This window comes from Streptomyces lacaronensis (genome assembly GCF_047337785.1).
Classification (GTDB): domain Bacteria; phylum Actinomycetota; class Actinomycetes; order Streptomycetales; family Streptomycetaceae; genus Streptomyces; species Streptomyces lycopersici.
In genome coordinates this window covers 1054884-1071582 of the sequence record NZ_JBLHDK010000003.1, presented here as the reverse complement: position 1 = coordinate 1071582, position 16699 = coordinate 1054884, and the positions used below count along the sequence as shown (strand labels likewise).

Sequence of the window (16699 nt, the reverse complement as noted above, 5' to 3'; positions counted from 1 at the left end):
GCGTCCTAGCACAGGAGGTCGAGCCACCCGTCAGGCGGGTCCCGGATTCCCGGGGCGGGGGACCGGGTCGGAGAACTCGGCGCGCACCGCCTGAGTGTGCTCGCCGAGCCCTGGCACCGGCCGCATCGGCGCCCTGCGGCCCGCCACTTCCACCGGTGGCAGCAGCCCGCGCAGCGGCCCCACCGGCGAGCCGAACTCGCCCCAGCGGTCGCGGGCGTCGAACTGGGGGTGGGCGGCGAACTCCGCGAGGTCGCGCAGCCGGGCGTTGGCGATACCGGCCCCGTCCAGCAGCGCGATCAGCCCCTCGGCGGTGTGGTCCGCGAAGCACGCCTCCAGCTCGGCCGTCAGCTCCTCGTCATGGGTGCGGCGCAGCGGATTGTCCGCGAAGCGCGGATCGCGGATCAGCTCCGGGCGCCGCAGCACCCGCTCGCACAGGGCCACCCATTCACGGTCGCTCTGCACACTCAGGAACACCTGACCGCCGTCCCCGCAGCGGTAGGCGCCGTACGGCGAGATGGACGGATGGCGGGCGCCACTGCGGACGACTCCGGTGCCGCCGTACGCCTGGGCGAAGAAGGGGTGGCCCATCCACTCGCCCAGCGCGTCGAGCAGGCTCACGCTCAGATCGGTCCCCGCGCCGGTGCGCTCCCGCTCGTACAGCGCGGTGAGGATGCCGGTGTAGGCGTACATCCCGCCCGCGATATCGGCGATCGAGATCCCGGGGCGGGCCGGTGCCTCCGGGCTGCCGGTGATCGACAGCAGCCCCGCCTCGCACTGGATCAGCAGGTCGTACGCCTTCTTCTCGCGGTACGGGCCGCTGTCCCCGTATCCGGAGATCGCGCAGGTGATCAGGCGGGGGTGGGCGGCCCGCAGCGTCTCCGCCCCCAGGCCAAGCCGGTCCACGGCGCCGGGCGCCAGATTGTGCACGAAGACATCGGCACGGGCGAGCATCGCCTCGAGCAGCGCCCGGTCGGTGGCGTCCTTGACGTCGAGGACGACGCTCTCCTTGCCGCGGTTGACCCAGACGAAGTAGGCCGACGCGCCCTTGACCTCGCGGTCGTATTCGCGCGCGAAGTCCCCGCGCCCCGGCCGCTCCACCTTGATGACCCTGGCCCCGAGATCGGCGAGCTGACGGGTGGCGAACGGGGCGGCGACGGCCTGCTCCAGGGCGACGACGGTGATGCCTTCCAGGGGCTGTGCGGGCACGGGCGGCTCCTTCGCTTCGATGCGGGTAGCCCCTGTCTACCCGGTGCCGGGCGGCGATCGAACGCCGCCCGGCACGTCCGGCTCAGCCCAGCAGCCTCCGTAGATAGGCGATCTGCTCGGCCTGCTGATGGGTGCCGCCGCCCTCGTGGCCGTTGAAGGACCACACCTTGAGGTCCTTCTCACCGGCGTAGTGGTGATAGGCGGCGAAGCCGCAGGAGGTAGGCGTGGTCTCATCGCGCAGCGCGGTCGAGAACAGCGCCGGTGCGTTGGCGCGGACCGCGAAGTTGAGCCCGTCGAAGTGGTCGAGCGTGGCGAACACCCGCTCGGCCAGTTCGCGCTGTGTGGCGCAGAACCGCGCCAGTTCACCATAGGGTTCCGCGTCGGTGATCTCGACCGCTCGCCGGATGTGGGTCATGAACGGCACATCCACCAGCGCCGCCGTCAGATCCGGCACCAGCCCGGCCGCCGCCAGGGCCAGCGCACCGCCCTGACTGCCCCCGCTGACCACGATCCGCGTGGGATCCACCAGCGGATGCTCACGGGCGGCCTCCACCGCCCGCACCGCGTCCGTGTACAGCCGGCGGTAGTAGTAGTCGTCCGGGGAGAGGACGCCATGGGTCATCTTGCCCGGTGTCTCGGGCCCGGTGCCGCCGACCGGATCGGGGGTGACGCCGGGCGAGTGCTGGACCCAGCCCTGACCCCGGCTGTCCATCACGAAGACCGCATAGCCCACCGACGGCCACAGCAGCCAGTTGTGCGGGAGCCCCCGGCCGCCGCTGTAGCCGAGGTACTGCACCACGCACGGCAGCGGGCCCGCCACGTCCCGCGGGGCGAGCAGCCAGCCGCGTATCCGGTGCCCGCCGAAGCCGGAGAACTCCACGTCGTAGGTGTGCACACGGGTCAGCCCGGTGTCCTCCTCGGTGAACACCGCGTTCAGCTCGCGGGTGCGGGCCTCGGCGAGCGTCCGCTTCCAGAAGGTGTCGAAGCCGTCCGGCTCGGGCAGCGGGGGCCGGTAGGTGCGCAGCTGCTCCAGGGGCAGGTCGATGAACACGGTGGGCGGACCTCCGTAGCGACGGTGAAGGGGTTACGGGTGAGGAGTGGGCTTGGGCATTGGGCCAGGGGTTATGGAGGGTGCGGGGGCGATGGCGGGTGCGGGGGATACGGGCTCGTCCGGTCGTCCGTGCAGCGTTCGACTCCTCGGTCATAAGGGAGCGCGGAGTGGCGGAGCGGTACTTGACCGGACCATGAGCCGGGTGGACAGCTCGGTCCGGATGGCCTCCGGCACCTCGCCGGTCATCAGCCGCAGCAGCGTGCGCAGTGCCGCGGCCGCCATCTCCGACAGCGGCTGACGGACCGTCGTCAGCGCGGGCGTGATCCAGCGGGCCTGTGGCAGATCGTCGAAGCCCACGACGCTGATGTCCCGCGGCACCCTCAGCCCCCGCCCCCTGACCGCCTGGTACACACCCGGCACCATCTGATCGGAGCACACGAAGACGGCCGTGGGCGGCTCGGGCAGATCCAGCAGCTCACCCATCCGGCGGCGCGCCCCGGCCTCGCTGATCTCGCCGTAGCGCACATACGCGGACGGCACGGGCAACCCGGCCGTCGCCATCGCCGAACGGTATCCGGCGACCCGGCCGCCGTCGCGCACCGCCCGCCCCAGGCCGCCGAGCACCGCGATCCGGCGGTGTCCCAGCCCGATGAGGTGCTCGGTCGCGGCCATTCCGCCCTGCCAGTTGGCGGCCGCCACGGACGGCACCCCGGGCGGCGGGTCGCTCGCGGGGTCGATCAGCACGAACGGGATCCGCCGCTCGTCGAGCCAGGAGTACTGGGCGGGGGCGAGCTCGATGAGATGGAACAGCACACCCGAGCTGCCTCGGGCGTACAGCTTCTCCGGCCAGCCGCACTCGAGCCGGCCGCCCCGACTTCGGGTGGCCGCGGCCGAGACCACCACCTCGAGGCCCGCCTCGTGCGCGGCCTCGGCCGCGCCGTGCAGCACCGCCCCCGACCAGGCGCTGTCGAGCGAGTGCACCACCAGGTCGACGATCGCGGTCGGCTTGGGCGCCTCGCCGCGCGGCCTGCGGATGTACCCAAGGCGGTCCAGGACCTCGGTGACCCGGCGGCGGGTCTCGGGGGCCACGTCCTCCCGGCCGTTGACCACCTTCGACGCGGTCGGTACCGACACACCCGCCTCACGGGCGACGACCGCCAGCGTGGGGCCCGTCGATCCCGAGGAACGAGCCATTGAGACTCCCTTCCCTAACCGCCCACGTGGAACCCCTGACCGGGCAGCAATCGGTTACCAACCCTAAGGCCGCCTCAAGGCGCCGGGAAGACCCCGGTCGTCGAGGTGGGAGGCCCGAGTACTCCTTGTCGCCGCCGCCCGTCGAAAGGTTGCCCGTTCCGCACCGCGGCGTCGCCCGCGTGCGGACCCGCGCCCGCACGGAGCTCAGCGGTCGATCCGCGCTCCGTGCGGGCCCGTGTCCGGCACCTCCCCGACCCGCGCCGCGGCCGGGTTGAGCACCCGGGTGAGAAAGGCCCGGGTGCGGGGGTGGACCGGATCGGACACGACCTGCTCCGGTCCGCCCTCCTCCACGATCACCCCGTCGTCCATGAACACGACCCGGTCGGCGACCTCCCGCGCGAAGCTCATCTCATGGGTGACGACCAGCATCGTCATGCCCTCGTCGGCCAGGGCGCGCATCACCGCGAGCACATCGCCGACCAGCTCCGGATCGAGCGCCGAGGTCGGCTCGTCGAACAGCATCAGCTCCGGGTCCATCGACAGCGCCCGGGCGATGGCCACCCGCTGCTGCTGTCCGCCCGACAACTGCGCCGGATAGGCCGACTCCTTGTCGCTCAGGCCGACCCGCCGCAGGGTCTCCCGGCCGATCCGCACCGCCTCCGCCTTGTCGCGGCGCAGCACCCGCCGCTGGGCGATGGTGAGGTTCTCCAGGGCCGTCAGATGCGGAAAGAGGTTGAACGCCTGGAACACCATGCCGATCCGCCGCCGCACCCGGTCGATGTCCACATCCGGGTCGGTGACCTCGGTCCCCGCCACGGTGACCGAGCCCGAGGTCGGCTCCTCCAGGAGGTTCACACAGCGCAGCAGCGTCGACTTGCCGGATCCCGAGGGCCCGATGACACAGACCACCTCGCCCCGCCGGACGGTGAGATCGATGCCCTTGAGCACCTCCAGCTCACCGAAGGACTTGTGCAGACCGGCCACCTGGATGGCGATGCCGTCCGCCTCGCCGGTCCCCTTCGCCTCCGTCGTCTCCTTCACCCCGATCACCTCGCCTTCGCCGAACGGGCCTCGAGTCGGCGCACCAGGTGGCCGAGCGGAACGGTGATGATCAGGTAGCACACCCCGGCGACCAGGATCGGGGTGAGACTGCGGTGCTGATTGAGCGCGTCCCGGCCGAACTTGGACAGTTCGTACTGGTCCAGGGAGAGCCCCAGCAGATAGACCAGGGAGGAGTCCTTGGTCAGCAGTACCAGTTCATTGGTGAGCGGCGGCAGGACGATCCGGAACGCCTGCGGGATGATGATCGAGGCCATCGCCCGGCTGTGGGACATGCCCAGCGAACGCGCCGCCTCCATCTGCCCCTTGGGCACCGCCTGGATGCCCGCCCGCATCGTCTCCGCGATGTAGGCGGCGCCGACGAGCCCCAGCGCCAGCATGACCGTGACATACCGGTCCAGCGCCACCTGGAAGGCGAGCGGCACCCCGAAGCCGAGTGCGATGAACACCAGCAGCGCGGGTACCCCGCGGAAGAACTCGATGTAGGCCACCGCCAGCCAGCGGTACGGCGGCACCTGCGAGAGCCGCATCAGCGCCAGCACCACCCCGAGGACCAGGCCGAAGCCGAACCCGAGCAGGGTGTAGACGACGGTGTTGACCAGGGCGGTGGTGATGATGTCGGGGAACAGGGACCGGGCGACCTCGGCGTCGAAGAACGCGCGCCGCAGTTCACCCCAGTCGGCGGCCAGGACGATGGCGAGCAGCAGGGCGATGAGCACGGCGTACTGCACCGCTCGTATCGCCCGCACCCGCTGCCGGCGGGTCATTGCCATAAGTGTGCGGACTCCTCAGCTCCGATGGCCGTCGGCGGGCGTCACTTCTTGGGCGCGGTGCCGAACCACTTCTTGTAGACACGGTCGTAGGAGCCGTCCGCCCGGGCGTCCTTCAGCACCGCGTTGATCTTCTTACGCAGTGCGTCATTGCCGGTCCGTACGGCGATGCCGTACTGCTCGCCGGTGTCGAACTCGGCCGCCACCGCGGTGTCGGGGTTGTCCTTGACGTAGTCGTAGAGCACACCGTTGTCGTTGATGCCCGCGTCGGTCTGCCCGGTCTTGACGGCGGTCAGCAGCAGCGCGAGGTCCTCGAACTGGACCAGCTTCGCGCCCTTGGCGTGCTTCTGGGCATAGGCCTCACCGGTGGTCCCCTGCTGGACCGCGAGCTTCTTGCCCTTGAGATCGGCGAGGGACTTGAACGGCTTGCCCTTGGCGGTGAGCAGCGCCTGTGTGGCCTCGAAATAGGGGGCGGAGAAGTCCAGGTTCTTCTCGCGCACCTCGGTGATGGTCATCCCGGCGGCGGCCACGTCGCACTGGTTGGTGTTGAGGTCCTCCCCGGACTGGATGCCCTCGAAGGGCGTGTCCACGATCTCCTGCTTCACATGGAGCGCGGAGGCCACGAGATCGACGATGTCCACATCGAAGCCGACGACCTTCTTGCCCTGTTTGGACTGGAAGGGCGGGTAGGGGAGATGGGTACAGGTCGTGAGCTTCCCGGAGTTCACCAGGCTGATGTCCTTGCCGCCGGACCCCGACGACTTGGTGCTGGTGCACCCGGCCAGCAGGGCGGATACGGCGGCGACGGCTATGACGGGCGGCAACGCGGAGCGAGCGAACACGGCACCTCCGGGGGCAGGGTCGGCGTACGACCACGGATCTCATGATCAGTGAGTCGGGCCGCATCCTCCCACCGGAAGTGGCGCGGTGTCTTTACGCGTGCAATTGCGACCGGGTAACGGAGAGGGGAGGTCAGCGCCGCCTGCGCCGCCTGCGGCGCTTGCTCCAGAACCAGCCGGCGGGCGGCTCGTCCGCCCGCCAGGGCTGAGGCTCGGGCGCGCCGCGCCGCCAGCGCGCGGTCAGCATCCGGGTGCGCGCGGCGGGCTCGGTGACCTCGGCGTCCCGTATGAAGTCCGCGTCGAGGACGACGTCGTCCCAGTCGTCGGCGTCGTCCCCTCGGGGTGTGGATCCGGTGCTCACGGGGCACCTCCCGTCGGCCGGTGCCGCTCGGGCACAGGAGCGTGTTCCTCGCGCGATGAACGCGTGGGGTGTCCGCCGAGTTCCGGCGGGTGCGGGGTGCCCCCTGCCTGGTCGCCGAGGCCGGCCGGGCGAGGTCGGGACGTCAGCCGGGTGGAGTCCGGACCGGGATCCACACCCGCATGGCGCCGGGCTCGCGGTTCGCCCACGCGTAGTACGGGATCGCGGTCACCGGGACCGGCTGGGGCGCCTTCGCGCCGCCCGCGGGCCCGCCGGGTCCCGCGCCGTCGCTCCGGTACGGCCACCAGCCGTCGCGCGCGACGGCGTGGGGCAGGGCCAGGGCGGTGATCACGGTCACCCTGCCCAGCAGCTCCGGCCGGTGCTCCGGGGTCAGCGCGGCATCCGGGTCGAGGTCGATGTCGTCCAGCCGCAGCCCGGCGGGCTGATCGGACTGCTCCAGGCAGTACACCAGCGGACCGCGCTCGATCGCGACACAGCCGCGCACCCCGTCGATCCGCGGATCGGGCCGGGTGAGCCGGGGATCGAGGGGCAGGCTCAGCACGACCGTCTCACCGGGCCGCCAGCGCCGCCGCAGCCGCAGCCAGCCGTTCTCGGCCCGCTCGGCCACCGGCTCCCCGCCGATCGTCGCCTCGTACGTCCGCGCCCAGTGCGGGACGCGCAGCGACAGCGTCCAGTCCGCCTCCGGCGGGGCCGCGTCCACGACCACCGCGATCCGGCCCTCCCAGGGGTAGCCGGTCCCCACCCGCACCGCGCCGCCGCCCGCCTCGTACGAGCCGGACGCGTACTGGTGCAGCTGGAGCCCCTCGGCGTCACCGCTCGCCATGTAGTGCGGCAGCGAGGCCAGCAGCCGCATCACATTGGGCGGGCAGCAGGCACACCGGAACCACGGTGTCCGGTGGGCGCTCTGGTCCCCGGCGGCGGCCTTACGGTTCTCATCGTCCTTACGGCTCTCACCGTCCATACGGTTTTCACCGTCGTGGCGGACGCGCAGTGGGTTCACATAGAGCCAGCGCTCACCGTCGATCGACACTCCCGACGCGAAGCCGTTGAACAGGGTCCGCTCCACCAGATCGCTGTAGCGGGCCTCCCCGGTCAGCAGCGCCATCCGCCAGCCGAAGTGGATGGCGGCGACGGCCGCGCAGGTCTCGGCGTACGCCCGGTCCGGCGGCAGCTCGTAGGCGTCGCCGAATGACTCCAGCTCATGCCGGGAGCCCACCCCGCCGGTCAGATAGGTCTTTGTCGCGGCCATGTCCTCCCAGAGCCGCACCAGGGAGTCCCGCAGCCCCTCGTCGCCGGTCTCCGCCGCCACATCGGCGGCCCCGGCCAGGAGATACAGCTGGCGCACCGCGTGACCGGCGACCGCCGTCGCCTCCCGCACCGGGATGTGGTCCTGCCAGTAGGGCGCTCCGGGGCGGGGGCCGGGCGAGCCGTCCGGCGGGCCGTCGCCGAGGCTGCCCCGCCCGCGCCGGTCCACGAAGTACCCGGCCAGGTCGAGATAGCGCCGCTCACCGGTCTCCCGGTACAGCTCGACCAGCGCGGTCTCGATCTCCGGATGTCCGCACACCCTCTCGTCCTTGCCGGGCCCGAACGTGGCGTCGATCAGATCGGCGTACCGCACCGCCACATCGAGCAGCCCGTCCCGGCCGGTGGCCCGGTGGTGGGCGACCGCGGCCTGGAGGAGGTGGCCCGCGCAGTACAGCTCGTGCCCCCAGTGCGGATCCGCCCACCGCCGGGCGTCCGGGCCCAGCTGGTAGTACGTCTGGAGATAGCCGTCCTCGGCCTGGGCGGCCGCGACCAGCCCGGCCAGCCGCTCCACCTGCCGGGACAGCTCCTCCTCGGCCGGTCCCTCGGCGCCGTCCGCCAGCTGCCAGGACGCCGCCTCCAGCCACTTGTGCACATCGGAGTCCTGGAACGGGAAGGCGCCGCGGAAGCCGGACTGCTCCGGCGCCGCTCCCGCGGCCGCCCGGAGGTTGGCGAGATTGCCCGCCCGCTCCAGCCGGTCCGGTCCCTGGGGAACGCTCACCTCGGCGTTGACGCGGCGTCTGGCGGCCCAGAAGCCCCCGGTGATCCGCGCCGAGGTGGCCGGGCGGAGCACGGTGTGCGCTTCCCGAGAGAGCCGGATCGGACCTGCGGACATCCGCCCACCCCTTACGCCGCGCCCCCGGCCATGCCCGTCTCCCGGTCACGCAGGAGTGGAAACCGGTTTCCGCCGCGAAGCATATGGACGTGTTCTTCCGGCCGACAAGACCTTGCACACACCATTCATCAACGTCCGACAACCGGAATCGGCGGGCGGGCGAGACGGCCGGAGCGGCGGCTCACGCCGAGGTCAGCGCCCCCTGCTCGGCCACATGGGCCACCACACAGGTGACGTTGTCGGGCCCGCCCGCCCGGTTGGCGAGGGCGACCAGCTCCCGTACGGCCCTGCCCGGGTCGTCCTCCGAGGCGAGCACGCGCTGGATCTCCTCGGCGGGCACGACCCCCGTCAGCCCGTCGGAGCACAGCAGATAGCGGTCCTCGGCGCGGGCGTCCCGCAGGGCGAAGTCCGGCTCGAACGCCGAACCGGCGCCCACGGCGCGCAGCAGCAGCGCCCGCTGGGGGTGCGAGGCGGCCTCCTCGAGGGTGATCCGCCCCTCGTCGATCAGCGACTGGACCACCGTGTGGTCATGGGTGATCTGGAAGAGCTCACCGTCGCGCAGCAGATAGGCGCGCGAGTCGCCGATGTGGACCAGCCCCAGCCGGGAGCCCGACCACACCATCGCGGTGAGCGTCGTGCCGACATCCCGCAGCGCGGGGTCGGACGCGGCCAGCGCGGAGACCGACTCATGGGCCCGGTGCGCCGCCTCCTCCAGGGCGCTGAGCAATTCTCCGCCCGGGACACCCGTGTCCAGCGGTTTGAGCGCCTCGATCGCCGCCTCGCCCGCGCGCCGTCCGCCTCCGACTCCGTCGGCCACGGCGAGCAGGCGCGGACCGGCGTAACCGGCGTCGTCATTGCTCTCCCGGACCGAGCCGGTGTCGGAGAGCACGGCGTAGCGGATCCCCAGGGTGGTGTGGTCAGAAGACATCGTGGTGTCCTTCCCGGACAGATGGTCGACGAGGAAGGCGGCCAGGTCCCTCCGGGCAGCGGTGTCGGCCTCGACCCGCGCCCAGTACGCGCGCACTTCCCGCGCCGCCGCCTCCGGCTCCAGCTCGCACACCGCCCGGATGTCGGCCAGCGGCATGCCGAGCCGTCTCAGCCAGGCCACCAGACGGGCCCGCTCCAGCTGGGCCGGATCGTAGCGGCGGTAGCCGGAGTACGGATCGACGCGGGCGGGCGGCAGCAGCCCGAGCTCGTCGTACAGGCGCAGTGCCTTGGGGGACAGCCGCGACGCCCTCGCGAACGCACCGATGGTCAGCAGCCCCATGCTCGCCCTCCTCGTCGCCGGGCACCTCGCCCGGCCACCACGATGCTCGGGCTTCCCCAAGGGGGAAGGTCAATCGGCGAAGGGGCGAAGAGCGATGGGTGCCGCCGGGCTGGCGATCAGTATCGCTCTTCTCGCATGACGAATTCCGAAGCAAGCGAGCACATCCAATCCGATAGCAGCCTCTTATGTCGATGAGTCGGTCATATCCATACATCTTGGCTTCTTCGGGTATCCGTCATGCTTGCCCCGGGAATTGATGGTGTATCCGCACACTCTCGGGGCCTCATGAGTCCTCACCGGGCCTCACGAGAAGAAGGAGGTCCTCTCATGGTCGTTTCCACCACGCCCGGCACCGTCTGGGGCACCTGGATCAATCTCCAGGGTGGCATCCACTCCGAGCCCGCCCCGGTCGCCTTCGCCGACGACCGGGTGCAGGTCTTCATCCGGGGCGGGTCGAACGTCCTGTGGAGCAGGGTGGAGGCCCGCGACGGCACTTGGGGGCCGTGGCAGCAATACCCGGGCGTGTCCGTCGACGGCATCCCGGCACCGATCCGGGGCAAGGACGGCAAGATCCGGGTCTTCTACCGCACCCCGGGCAACAATCTGGAGGTCATCACCCAGACCGCCATCAACTCCGGGTACGGACCGCCCCAGACCCTGGTCACCGGCATCGGGGACGACCCGGCCGCGGCGCTCGGCGCCGACGGCCGCATCTATGTGTTCTTCCCCGGCACCGACAGCGCCCTGTGGTACATCCGCAACCAGGACCTCCAGTACGAGACCTACACCTCCGCGACTTCACTCGGGGGCGCCATCTTCGCCACGCCTTCGCCCATCCTCGACGGGGGAGGGCGGCTGGTGGTGGCGGTCAAGGGCTCGGGCGAGACCCTGTACACCATCCAGCAGCAGACCGAGAACTCCGCCCTCTGGGAGGCGTTCTCCCTCAATGCCGCCAATGTGACGAGCCGTCCGTCGGTGTGCCTGGACGCGGCGGGACGGGTGCAGATCTTCTACCGGGGTTCCGACGGGTCCGTCCGTCGGGTCGGACAGAGCGACGACTACGACTCGTTCGGCGCCGCCGTGAGCCTCGGCGCGCAGATCGTCTGGCGGCCCACCTGTGCCCTGGCCCAGGACGGCCGGATCAACGTGTTCATCAAGGCCACCGACAACGCCCTGTGGGTCGCCGTGCAGAGCACGGAGAACGGCACGGCGTACAGCGGCTTCCAGTCCCTGGGCGGGGTCATCGGCTCCGCGGGCGTCGGCGTCCCCATCCTCAACGAGGAGAACCTGCTCTACGTCTTCATCCAGGGCAGCGGAACCGCCAGGGACCTCTGGCTGCAGCGCCAGACCTTCGTCTGATCCGCCCCCTCGTCGCGTCGCCGAATCGCTCCCGTCACCGCGTCGCGAAGTCACCCTCTCACCCCACCACTTCATCGCGCGTCCTCCAGGGCTCCAGGGTTTTCGAAACTTTCGCACCCTCTCCAGGGGCTGTCGGAAGTCATCAGAACCCTTAATCTCCGAACAAAATCGATCACTTCGGATCGCAGGAGCCCTCTGATGCCCCCGCATGCCACCCCACCCCGGAGAGCGCCGGCAGTGCTGCTCGCGCTGCTGGCCGCCCTCGCCCTCGTGGTCCCGCTCACCGCGAACCGAGTGCACGCCGCGGAGCACCACCGGAGCGACGGGAGCGGACGCGCCGTGCAGCAGTCCACCACGGCCTCCCGCTATCTGTTCACCGCCTTCACGAACAGCAGCGAGAGCAACATGTACGTCTACGGGTCCGACGACGCACAGAACTTCTGGTCGATCCAGGACAAGGCGTACACCCCGCCCTCCGGTCTCGTCCGCGACCCCAGCGTCATCCACCGCGGCGGTCGCACTTACGTCGCGTACACCACCGGATGGACCGGCACCACCTTCGGCCTCGCCGTGAGCGACGACCGCCGCACCTGGACCCATCTCGCCGACGTCGACCACGGCGTGGCCGCCAACAACACCTGGGCACCGGAGTTCTTCACCGACGCGCCCGACGGCAAGGTCCGCATCGTCGTCTCGCTGTCCACCGGGCCCACCGCCTACCGGCACTTCCAGCCCTATGTCCTCACCGCCCTCGACGACACCCTCACCAAGTGGAGCGAGCCCCGGCCGCTCGAGGGCATCTCGCCGAGCGAGAGCGACTACAACGGCTACATCGACACCTTCGTGGTCCGTAAAGGCGCCACCTATCACGCGTTCACCAAGAACGCCACGGGCGAACTCATCGAGCACGCCGTCGCCGACCGCGTCACCGGCCCTTACCGCTTCACCGGCAAGGGCGACTGGGCGGGATGGGGCAGCCTGCTGGAGGGCCAGACCGTCGTCGCCCTCCCCGGCGGCGGCTATCGCATGTTCATGGACGGCTACACCGTCAAGAAGTACTACTACAGCGACAGCCCCGACCTGGAGCACTGGACGCCCAAACGGGAGCTGCCCGGCCTGTCGGGGGTGGTACGCCACGGCACCGTCATCCGGGAGACCGCCACCGTACGGCCCGGCGATGCCAACCCCGCCCTGCCCGGCTACCACGCCGACCCCGATGTGATGCACGCCGAGGGGCGGTACTGGATCTACCCCACCGAGGACGGCCACCCCGGCTGGAGCGGCACCCGCTTCAACGGCTTCTCCTCACCCGACCTCGTCCACTGGACCGACCACGGTCCCGCCCTCGACCTCGCCGATGTCTCCTGGTGCCACCAGAACGCCTGGGCCCCCTCGGTGGTGAAGAAGGGGGACACCTACTGGATGTACTTCAGCGCCTGCCAGTCCATCGGCGTCGCCAAGTCCTCCAAGCCGCAGGGGCCGTTCACCGACGCCCTCGGCAAACCACTCGTCGCCAAGGGGCAGTTCGGCCATCAGTCCATCGACCCGGACGCCTTCATCGACGACGACGGCACCCCGTACCTCTACTTCGGGCAGGGCGCCTTCGAGGCGGCCCGCCTCAACGACGACATGGTCTCCTTCGCCACCCAGCCGGTGAAGATCACCCCGCCCGGCTACAACGAGGCCCCGACCGTCTTCAAGCGCGCGGGCCGCTACTACGCGATGTGGTCGGAGGACGACACCCGGAGCCCGGACTACCGCGTGGCCTACGGAGTCTCCGACTCACCGCTCGGCCCCTTCACCAAGGCGGCGGGCAACCCGGTCCTGGCCAAGGACCCCGGCGATCAGATCCTCGGCACCGGCCACAACTCCGTCATCCAGGTGCCGGGCCGCGACGAGTGGTACATCGTCTACCACCGCTTCGCCCGCCCCGGCGGCGACGGCACCCACCGCGAGGTCGCCATCGACCGGATGCGGTTCGGCCCCGACGGCACCATCCAGAAGATCCGCCCGACGCAGGCCGGTATCGAGCCCGTCCCATAGACCGGCGTCACGCCCGTCCGATGTCAGGCGCATCACCCGCCAGAGCAGGAGAGAACCGTATGAGCCGCAGCGAAGAGCACCAGCCCAGCCGCAGACGCGTGGTGATGGGCGCCCTCGTCCTGGGGGCGGCCGCCGGAACACCCGGCATCGCGCGGGCCGCCACCCCCGCGGCGCCGCAAGCGGCCGCCAAGGCCCCCGCGTACGCCAATCCGCTGGTGCGCCGGCGCGCCGATCCGCACATCCTCAAGCACACCGACGGTTACTACTACTTCACGGCCACCGTCCCCGAATACGACCGCATCGTCCTGCGGCGCTCCAGGACCATCGGCGGCCTGGCCACCGCCGCCGAGTCGGTGATCTGGAAGAAGCACACCAGCGGCGACATGGGCGCCCACATATGGGCCCCGGAGATCCACTTCATCGACGGCAAGTGGTACGTCTACTTCGCCTCGGCGCCCGCCAACGACGTCTGGAAGATCCGGATGTGGGTGCTGGAGAACGCGAGCGCCGACCCCTTCGCCGGGACCTGGACCGAGAAGGGCCGCATCGTCACGCCCGTCGACTCCTTCTCCCTCGACGCCTCCACCTTCACCCACCAGGGCACCCGCTATCTCGTCTGGGCCCAGAGCAACCCGGACGTCGGCAACAACTCGAGCATCTACCTCGCCCGGATGGCCAATCCATGGACCGTCACCGGGCCCCAGGTGGAGATCTCCCGGCCGACGTACGACTGGGAGACGCGTGGCTTCAAGGTCAATGAGGGCCCTTCGGTCCTCCAGCGGAACGGCCGGGTCTTCCTCACCTACTCCGCCAGCGCCACCGACGCCAACTACTGCATGGGGCTGCTGACCGCCTCCGCCGGCAGCGACCTGCTCGCCGCCGCGTCCTGGAAGAAGAGCCCGCAGCCGGTCTTCACCAGCAACGACACCACCAAGCAGTACGGGCCGGGCCACAACTCCTTCACCGTCGCCGAGGACGGCCGCACCGACCTCCTCGTCTACCACGCCCGTCAGTACAAGGACATCACCGGCGACCCGCTGAACGACCCCAACCGGCACACCCGCGTCCAGGCGCTCGGCTGGAGGGCCGATGGCACCCCGGACTTCGGTGTGCCCGTGGCCGACGCGCCCGCGCGGGACACCACGGCCGCCACCCGCTTCACCATGACGGCGTTCACCAACAGCAGCGAGTCGAACCTGTACGTCTACCAGTCGTCCGACGCGACCACGTACACCCTGCTGAAGGGACCCGCCTACACCCCTCCGTCCGGGCTGATCCGCGACCCCAGCGTCATCAAGCACGCCGACGGCTACTACTACATCGTCTACACGACCAACTGGACCGGTAACACCATCGGCTTCGCGCGCAGCCGCGACCGCGTCAACTGGACCTTCGTCCGCGAGCACACCCTCCCGGTGGCCGGTCTCGAGCGCACCTGGGCGCCGGAGTTCTTCGTGGACGACGGCGGTGGCGTCCACATCGTCGTCTCGCTGGACACCACCTCCACACCCGACTACATCTTCCGGCCGCATCTGCTCACCGCCACCAACGCCGCACTGTCGTCCTGGACCACGCCCACACCGCTGAAGGGCCTGGACACCGCCAACTACATCGACACCTTCGTGGTCCGCCACGCCGGGCAGTACCACGCCTTCACCAAGCAGGAGACGACCAAGTACATCGAGCACGCCACGGCCGACAGCCTCGGCGGGCCGTACACCTTCCGCGGCACCGGCGACTGGGCGGGCTGGGGCAGCTGGCGCGAGGGGCCCGCGCTGGTGCGCCTGGACAACGGCGGCTGGCGGATCTACTTCGACGGCTACACCGAGCAGAAGTACTACTACAGCGACAGCCTCGACGGCTTCCGGACCTGGACCCCGATCCGGGAACTGCCCGGACTCACCGGATTCGCCCGCCACTTCACCGTGTGGAAGGAGACCGTGTGATGGGCGGACGCCTCAGAGCACGGCTGTTGACCCTCGTCGTGGCCGCCGTCCTCGGGCTGCTCGCCCCGTTGGCGGGAGCCGGCTCGGCGCAGGCCGCCCCCGTCACCGTCGCCAACGGCACACAGTTCACCACCACAGCGGGCGAGGCGGTGCACGCCCACGGCGGGGGAGTCATCAAGTCCGGTGGCTACTACTACTGGTTCGGTGAGAACCGCAACGCCGACAACACGTTCCGCTATGTCTCCGCCTATCGCTCCACGGACCTGAAGACCTGGGAGTTCCGCCGCCATGTCCTCACCCAGGCCACCGACCCCGAGCTGGCCTCCGCCAACATCGAGCGGCCCAAGGTGCTCTACAACGAGCGGACCGGGCAGTACGTGATGTGGATGCACAAGGAGAACGGCAGCGACTACAGCGAGGCGCGCGCGGCCGTCGCCACCTCCGCCACCATCGACGGCGACTACACCTGGCGGGGCAGCTTCCGCCCGCTGGGCCAGCACATGTCCCGGGACATCACCCTCTTCCGGGACGGCGACGGCACCGGATACATGGTCTCGGCCGCCCGGGACAACTACGACCTGCACATCTACCGGCTGACCGACGACTACACCGGGGTGGCGAGCCTGGTGGCCAACCCCTGGCCCGGCGGCCACCGCGAGGCACCGGCGCTCTTCAAACGCGGAAACGTGTACTTCATGCTGACCTCCGGCGCCACCGGCTGGAACCCCAACCAGCAGCAGTACGCCACCGCCACCAGCCTGGCGGGCCCCTGGAGCGCGATGCGCAACGTGGGCGACGCCACCGCCTACGGCTCGCAGACCGCGTACGTCCTGCCGGTGCAGGGCAGCGGGACCACCTCGTACCTCTATCTGGGCGACCGCTGGGGGAACTCCTTCGGCGGCACTGTCAACGACTCGCGCTACATCTGGCTGCCGCTGGCCTTCCCCACCGCCACCACCCTGACCATGGACTGGTACCCGCAGCTCACCATCGACACGGCGGCGGGCACGGTGACCGGCTCCGGCGGTCCGTACACCACGCTCACGGCGCGGCACAGCGGCAAGTGTGCCGACATCGTCTCCGGCTCGCAGACCGACGGCACCGCGGCCGTCCAGTACACCTGCAACGGCGGTGGCAATCAGCTGTTCTGGTCCAAGGACATGGGCGATGGCCAGGTCCAGCTGGTCGCCCGGCACAGCTCCCAGTGTCTGACGGTGGCGGGCGGCTCCACGGCCGATGGCGCCGCCGTGGTCCAGTCGGCCTGTGGCACGGGGACGAACCAGCAGTGGCGGGCCACCGACGCCGGTGACGGATACGTCCGGTACACCGCCCGCTCCAGCGGCAAGTGCCTGGATGTCGCGGACGAGTCCACGGCGGACAAGGCCGCGCTCCTCCAGTGGAGCTGCACCGGCGGTGCCAACCAGCAGTGGCGGCGCGGCTGACCGACCA

General features: G+C 70.5%; 13 protein-coding genes. 4 read left to right on the top strand and 9 right to left on the bottom strand.

What is annotated here, in order from left to right:
* Nucleotides 1–30 precede the first annotated feature (30 nt).
* The 9 genes from ACMTAK_RS05580 to ACMTAK_RS05540 all read right to left on the bottom strand — a co-directional run bounded on the left by ACMTAK_RS05580 (nucleotide 31) and on the right by ACMTAK_RS05540 (nucleotide 9902).
* Nucleotides 31–1206 carry a CaiB/BaiF CoA transferase family protein gene (locus ACMTAK_RS05580; RefSeq protein ID WP_413805113.1) on the bottom strand — a complete coding sequence of 392 codons (1176 nt, stop codon included), beginning with the start codon at nucleotides 1204–1206 and terminating at the stop codon, nucleotides 31–33.
* Nucleotides 1207–1288: 82 nt separating this feature from the next.
* Nucleotides 1289–2257 carry an acetylxylan esterase gene (locus ACMTAK_RS05575; RefSeq protein ID WP_413805112.1) on the bottom strand — a complete coding sequence of 323 codons (969 nt, stop codon included), beginning with the start codon at nucleotides 2255–2257 and terminating at the stop codon, nucleotides 1289–1291.
* Nucleotides 2258–2407: 150 nt separating this feature from the next.
* Entirely contained in the window at nucleotides 2408–3451 is a 1044-nt protein-coding gene (locus ACMTAK_RS05570) for a LacI family DNA-binding transcriptional regulator (protein WP_413805111.1), read from the bottom strand.
* Between the two features lie 204 nt (nucleotides 3452–3655).
* Complete coding sequence (locus tag ACMTAK_RS05565) at nucleotides 3656–4492, bottom strand: amino acid ABC transporter ATP-binding protein (RefSeq protein ID WP_413805110.1); 837 nt, start codon at nucleotides 4490–4492, stop codon at nucleotides 3656–3658.
* Between the two features lie 5 nt (nucleotides 4493–4497).
* The gene (locus ACMTAK_RS05560; protein ID WP_413805109.1) at nucleotides 4498–5283 is read right to left on the bottom strand and encodes an amino acid ABC transporter permease; all 786 of its coding nucleotides are present in this window, start codon (nucleotides 5281–5283) and stop codon (nucleotides 4498–4500) included.
* Between the two features lie 41 nt (nucleotides 5284–5324).
* Nucleotides 5325–6122 (bottom strand): basic amino acid ABC transporter substrate-binding protein, encoded by a 798-nt coding sequence (locus ACMTAK_RS05555; RefSeq protein ID WP_413805108.1) that lies wholly within the window; start codon nucleotides 6120–6122, stop codon nucleotides 5325–5327.
* Nucleotides 6123–6252: 130 nt separating this feature from the next.
* Nucleotides 6253–6480, bottom strand: coding sequence for an SGM_3592 family protein (locus tag ACMTAK_RS05550; RefSeq protein WP_210943942.1), 228 nt, complete (start codon nucleotides 6478–6480; stop codon nucleotides 6253–6255).
* A 142-nt stretch (nucleotides 6481–6622) separates the two neighbouring features.
* Nucleotides 6623–8635 carry a glycoside hydrolase family 127 protein gene (locus tag ACMTAK_RS05545; protein WP_413805107.1) on the bottom strand — a complete coding sequence of 671 codons (2013 nt, stop codon included), beginning with the start codon at nucleotides 8633–8635 and terminating at the stop codon, nucleotides 6623–6625.
* Between the two features lie 181 nt (nucleotides 8636–8816).
* The gene (locus ACMTAK_RS05540; protein ID WP_413805106.1) at nucleotides 8817–9902 is read right to left on the bottom strand and encodes a MerR family transcriptional regulator; all 1086 of its coding nucleotides are present in this window, start codon (nucleotides 9900–9902) and stop codon (nucleotides 8817–8819) included.
* Between the two features lie 327 nt (nucleotides 9903–10229).
* Between ACMTAK_RS05540 and ACMTAK_RS05535 the strand changes: the two genes are divergently transcribed.
* The 4 genes from ACMTAK_RS05535 to ACMTAK_RS05520 all read left to right on the top strand — a co-directional run bounded on the left by ACMTAK_RS05535 (nucleotide 10230) and on the right by ACMTAK_RS05520 (nucleotide 16692).
* Nucleotides 10230–11261: a PLL family lectin gene (locus tag ACMTAK_RS05535; RefSeq protein ID WP_413805105.1), complete on the top strand. Its 1032-nt coding sequence runs from the start codon at nucleotides 10230–10232 to the stop codon at nucleotides 11259–11261.
* Nucleotides 11262–11459: 198 nt separating this feature from the next.
* The gene (locus tag ACMTAK_RS05530) at nucleotides 11460–13304 is read left to right on the top strand and encodes a family 43 glycosylhydrolase (RefSeq protein WP_413805104.1); all 1845 of its coding nucleotides are present in this window, start codon (nucleotides 11460–11462) and stop codon (nucleotides 13302–13304) included.
* 59 nt (nucleotides 13305–13363) lie between these two features.
* Nucleotides 13364–15250, top strand: a complete 1887-nt coding sequence (locus ACMTAK_RS05525; protein WP_413805103.1) for a family 43 glycosylhydrolase — start codon at nucleotides 13364–13366, stop codon at nucleotides 15248–15250.
* Entirely contained in the window at nucleotides 15250–16692 is a 1443-nt protein-coding gene (locus ACMTAK_RS05520; protein WP_413805102.1) for an RICIN domain-containing protein, read from the top strand. The genes ACMTAK_RS05525 and ACMTAK_RS05520 overlap by 1 nt, the downstream gene beginning before the upstream one ends.
* The last annotated feature ends 7 nt before the right edge of the window (nucleotides 16693–16699 follow it).

Bases quoted from the DNA above. Each gene is read 5' to 3' on its own strand.
- ACMTAK_RS05570 (WP_413805111.1), bottom strand. From the start codon at position 3,451: ATGGCTCGTTCCTCGGGATCGACGGGCCCCACGCTGGCGGTCGTCGCC.
- ACMTAK_RS05560 (WP_413805109.1), bottom strand. From the start codon at position 5,283: ATGGCAATGACCCGCCGGCAGCGGGTGCGGGCGATACGAGCGGTGCAG.
- ACMTAK_RS05545 (WP_413805107.1), bottom strand. From the start codon at position 8,635: ATGTCCGCAGGTCCGATCCGGCTCTCTCGGGAAGCGCACACCGTGCTC.
- ACMTAK_RS05540 (WP_413805106.1), bottom strand. From the start codon at position 9,902: ATGGGGCTGCTGACCATCGGTGCGTTCGCGAGGGCGTCGCGGCTGTCC.
- ACMTAK_RS05535 (WP_413805105.1), top strand. From the start codon at position 10,230: ATGGTCGTTTCCACCACGCCCGGCACCGTCTGGGGCACCTGGATCAAT.
- ACMTAK_RS05530 (WP_413805104.1), top strand. From the start codon at position 11,460: ATGCCCCCGCATGCCACCCCACCCCGGAGAGCGCCGGCAGTGCTGCTC.
- ACMTAK_RS05525 (WP_413805103.1), top strand. From the start codon at position 13,364: ATGAGCCGCAGCGAAGAGCACCAGCCCAGCCGCAGACGCGTGGTGATG.
- ACMTAK_RS05520 (WP_413805102.1), top strand. From the start codon at position 15,250: ATGGGCGGACGCCTCAGAGCACGGCTGTTGACCCTCGTCGTGGCCGCC.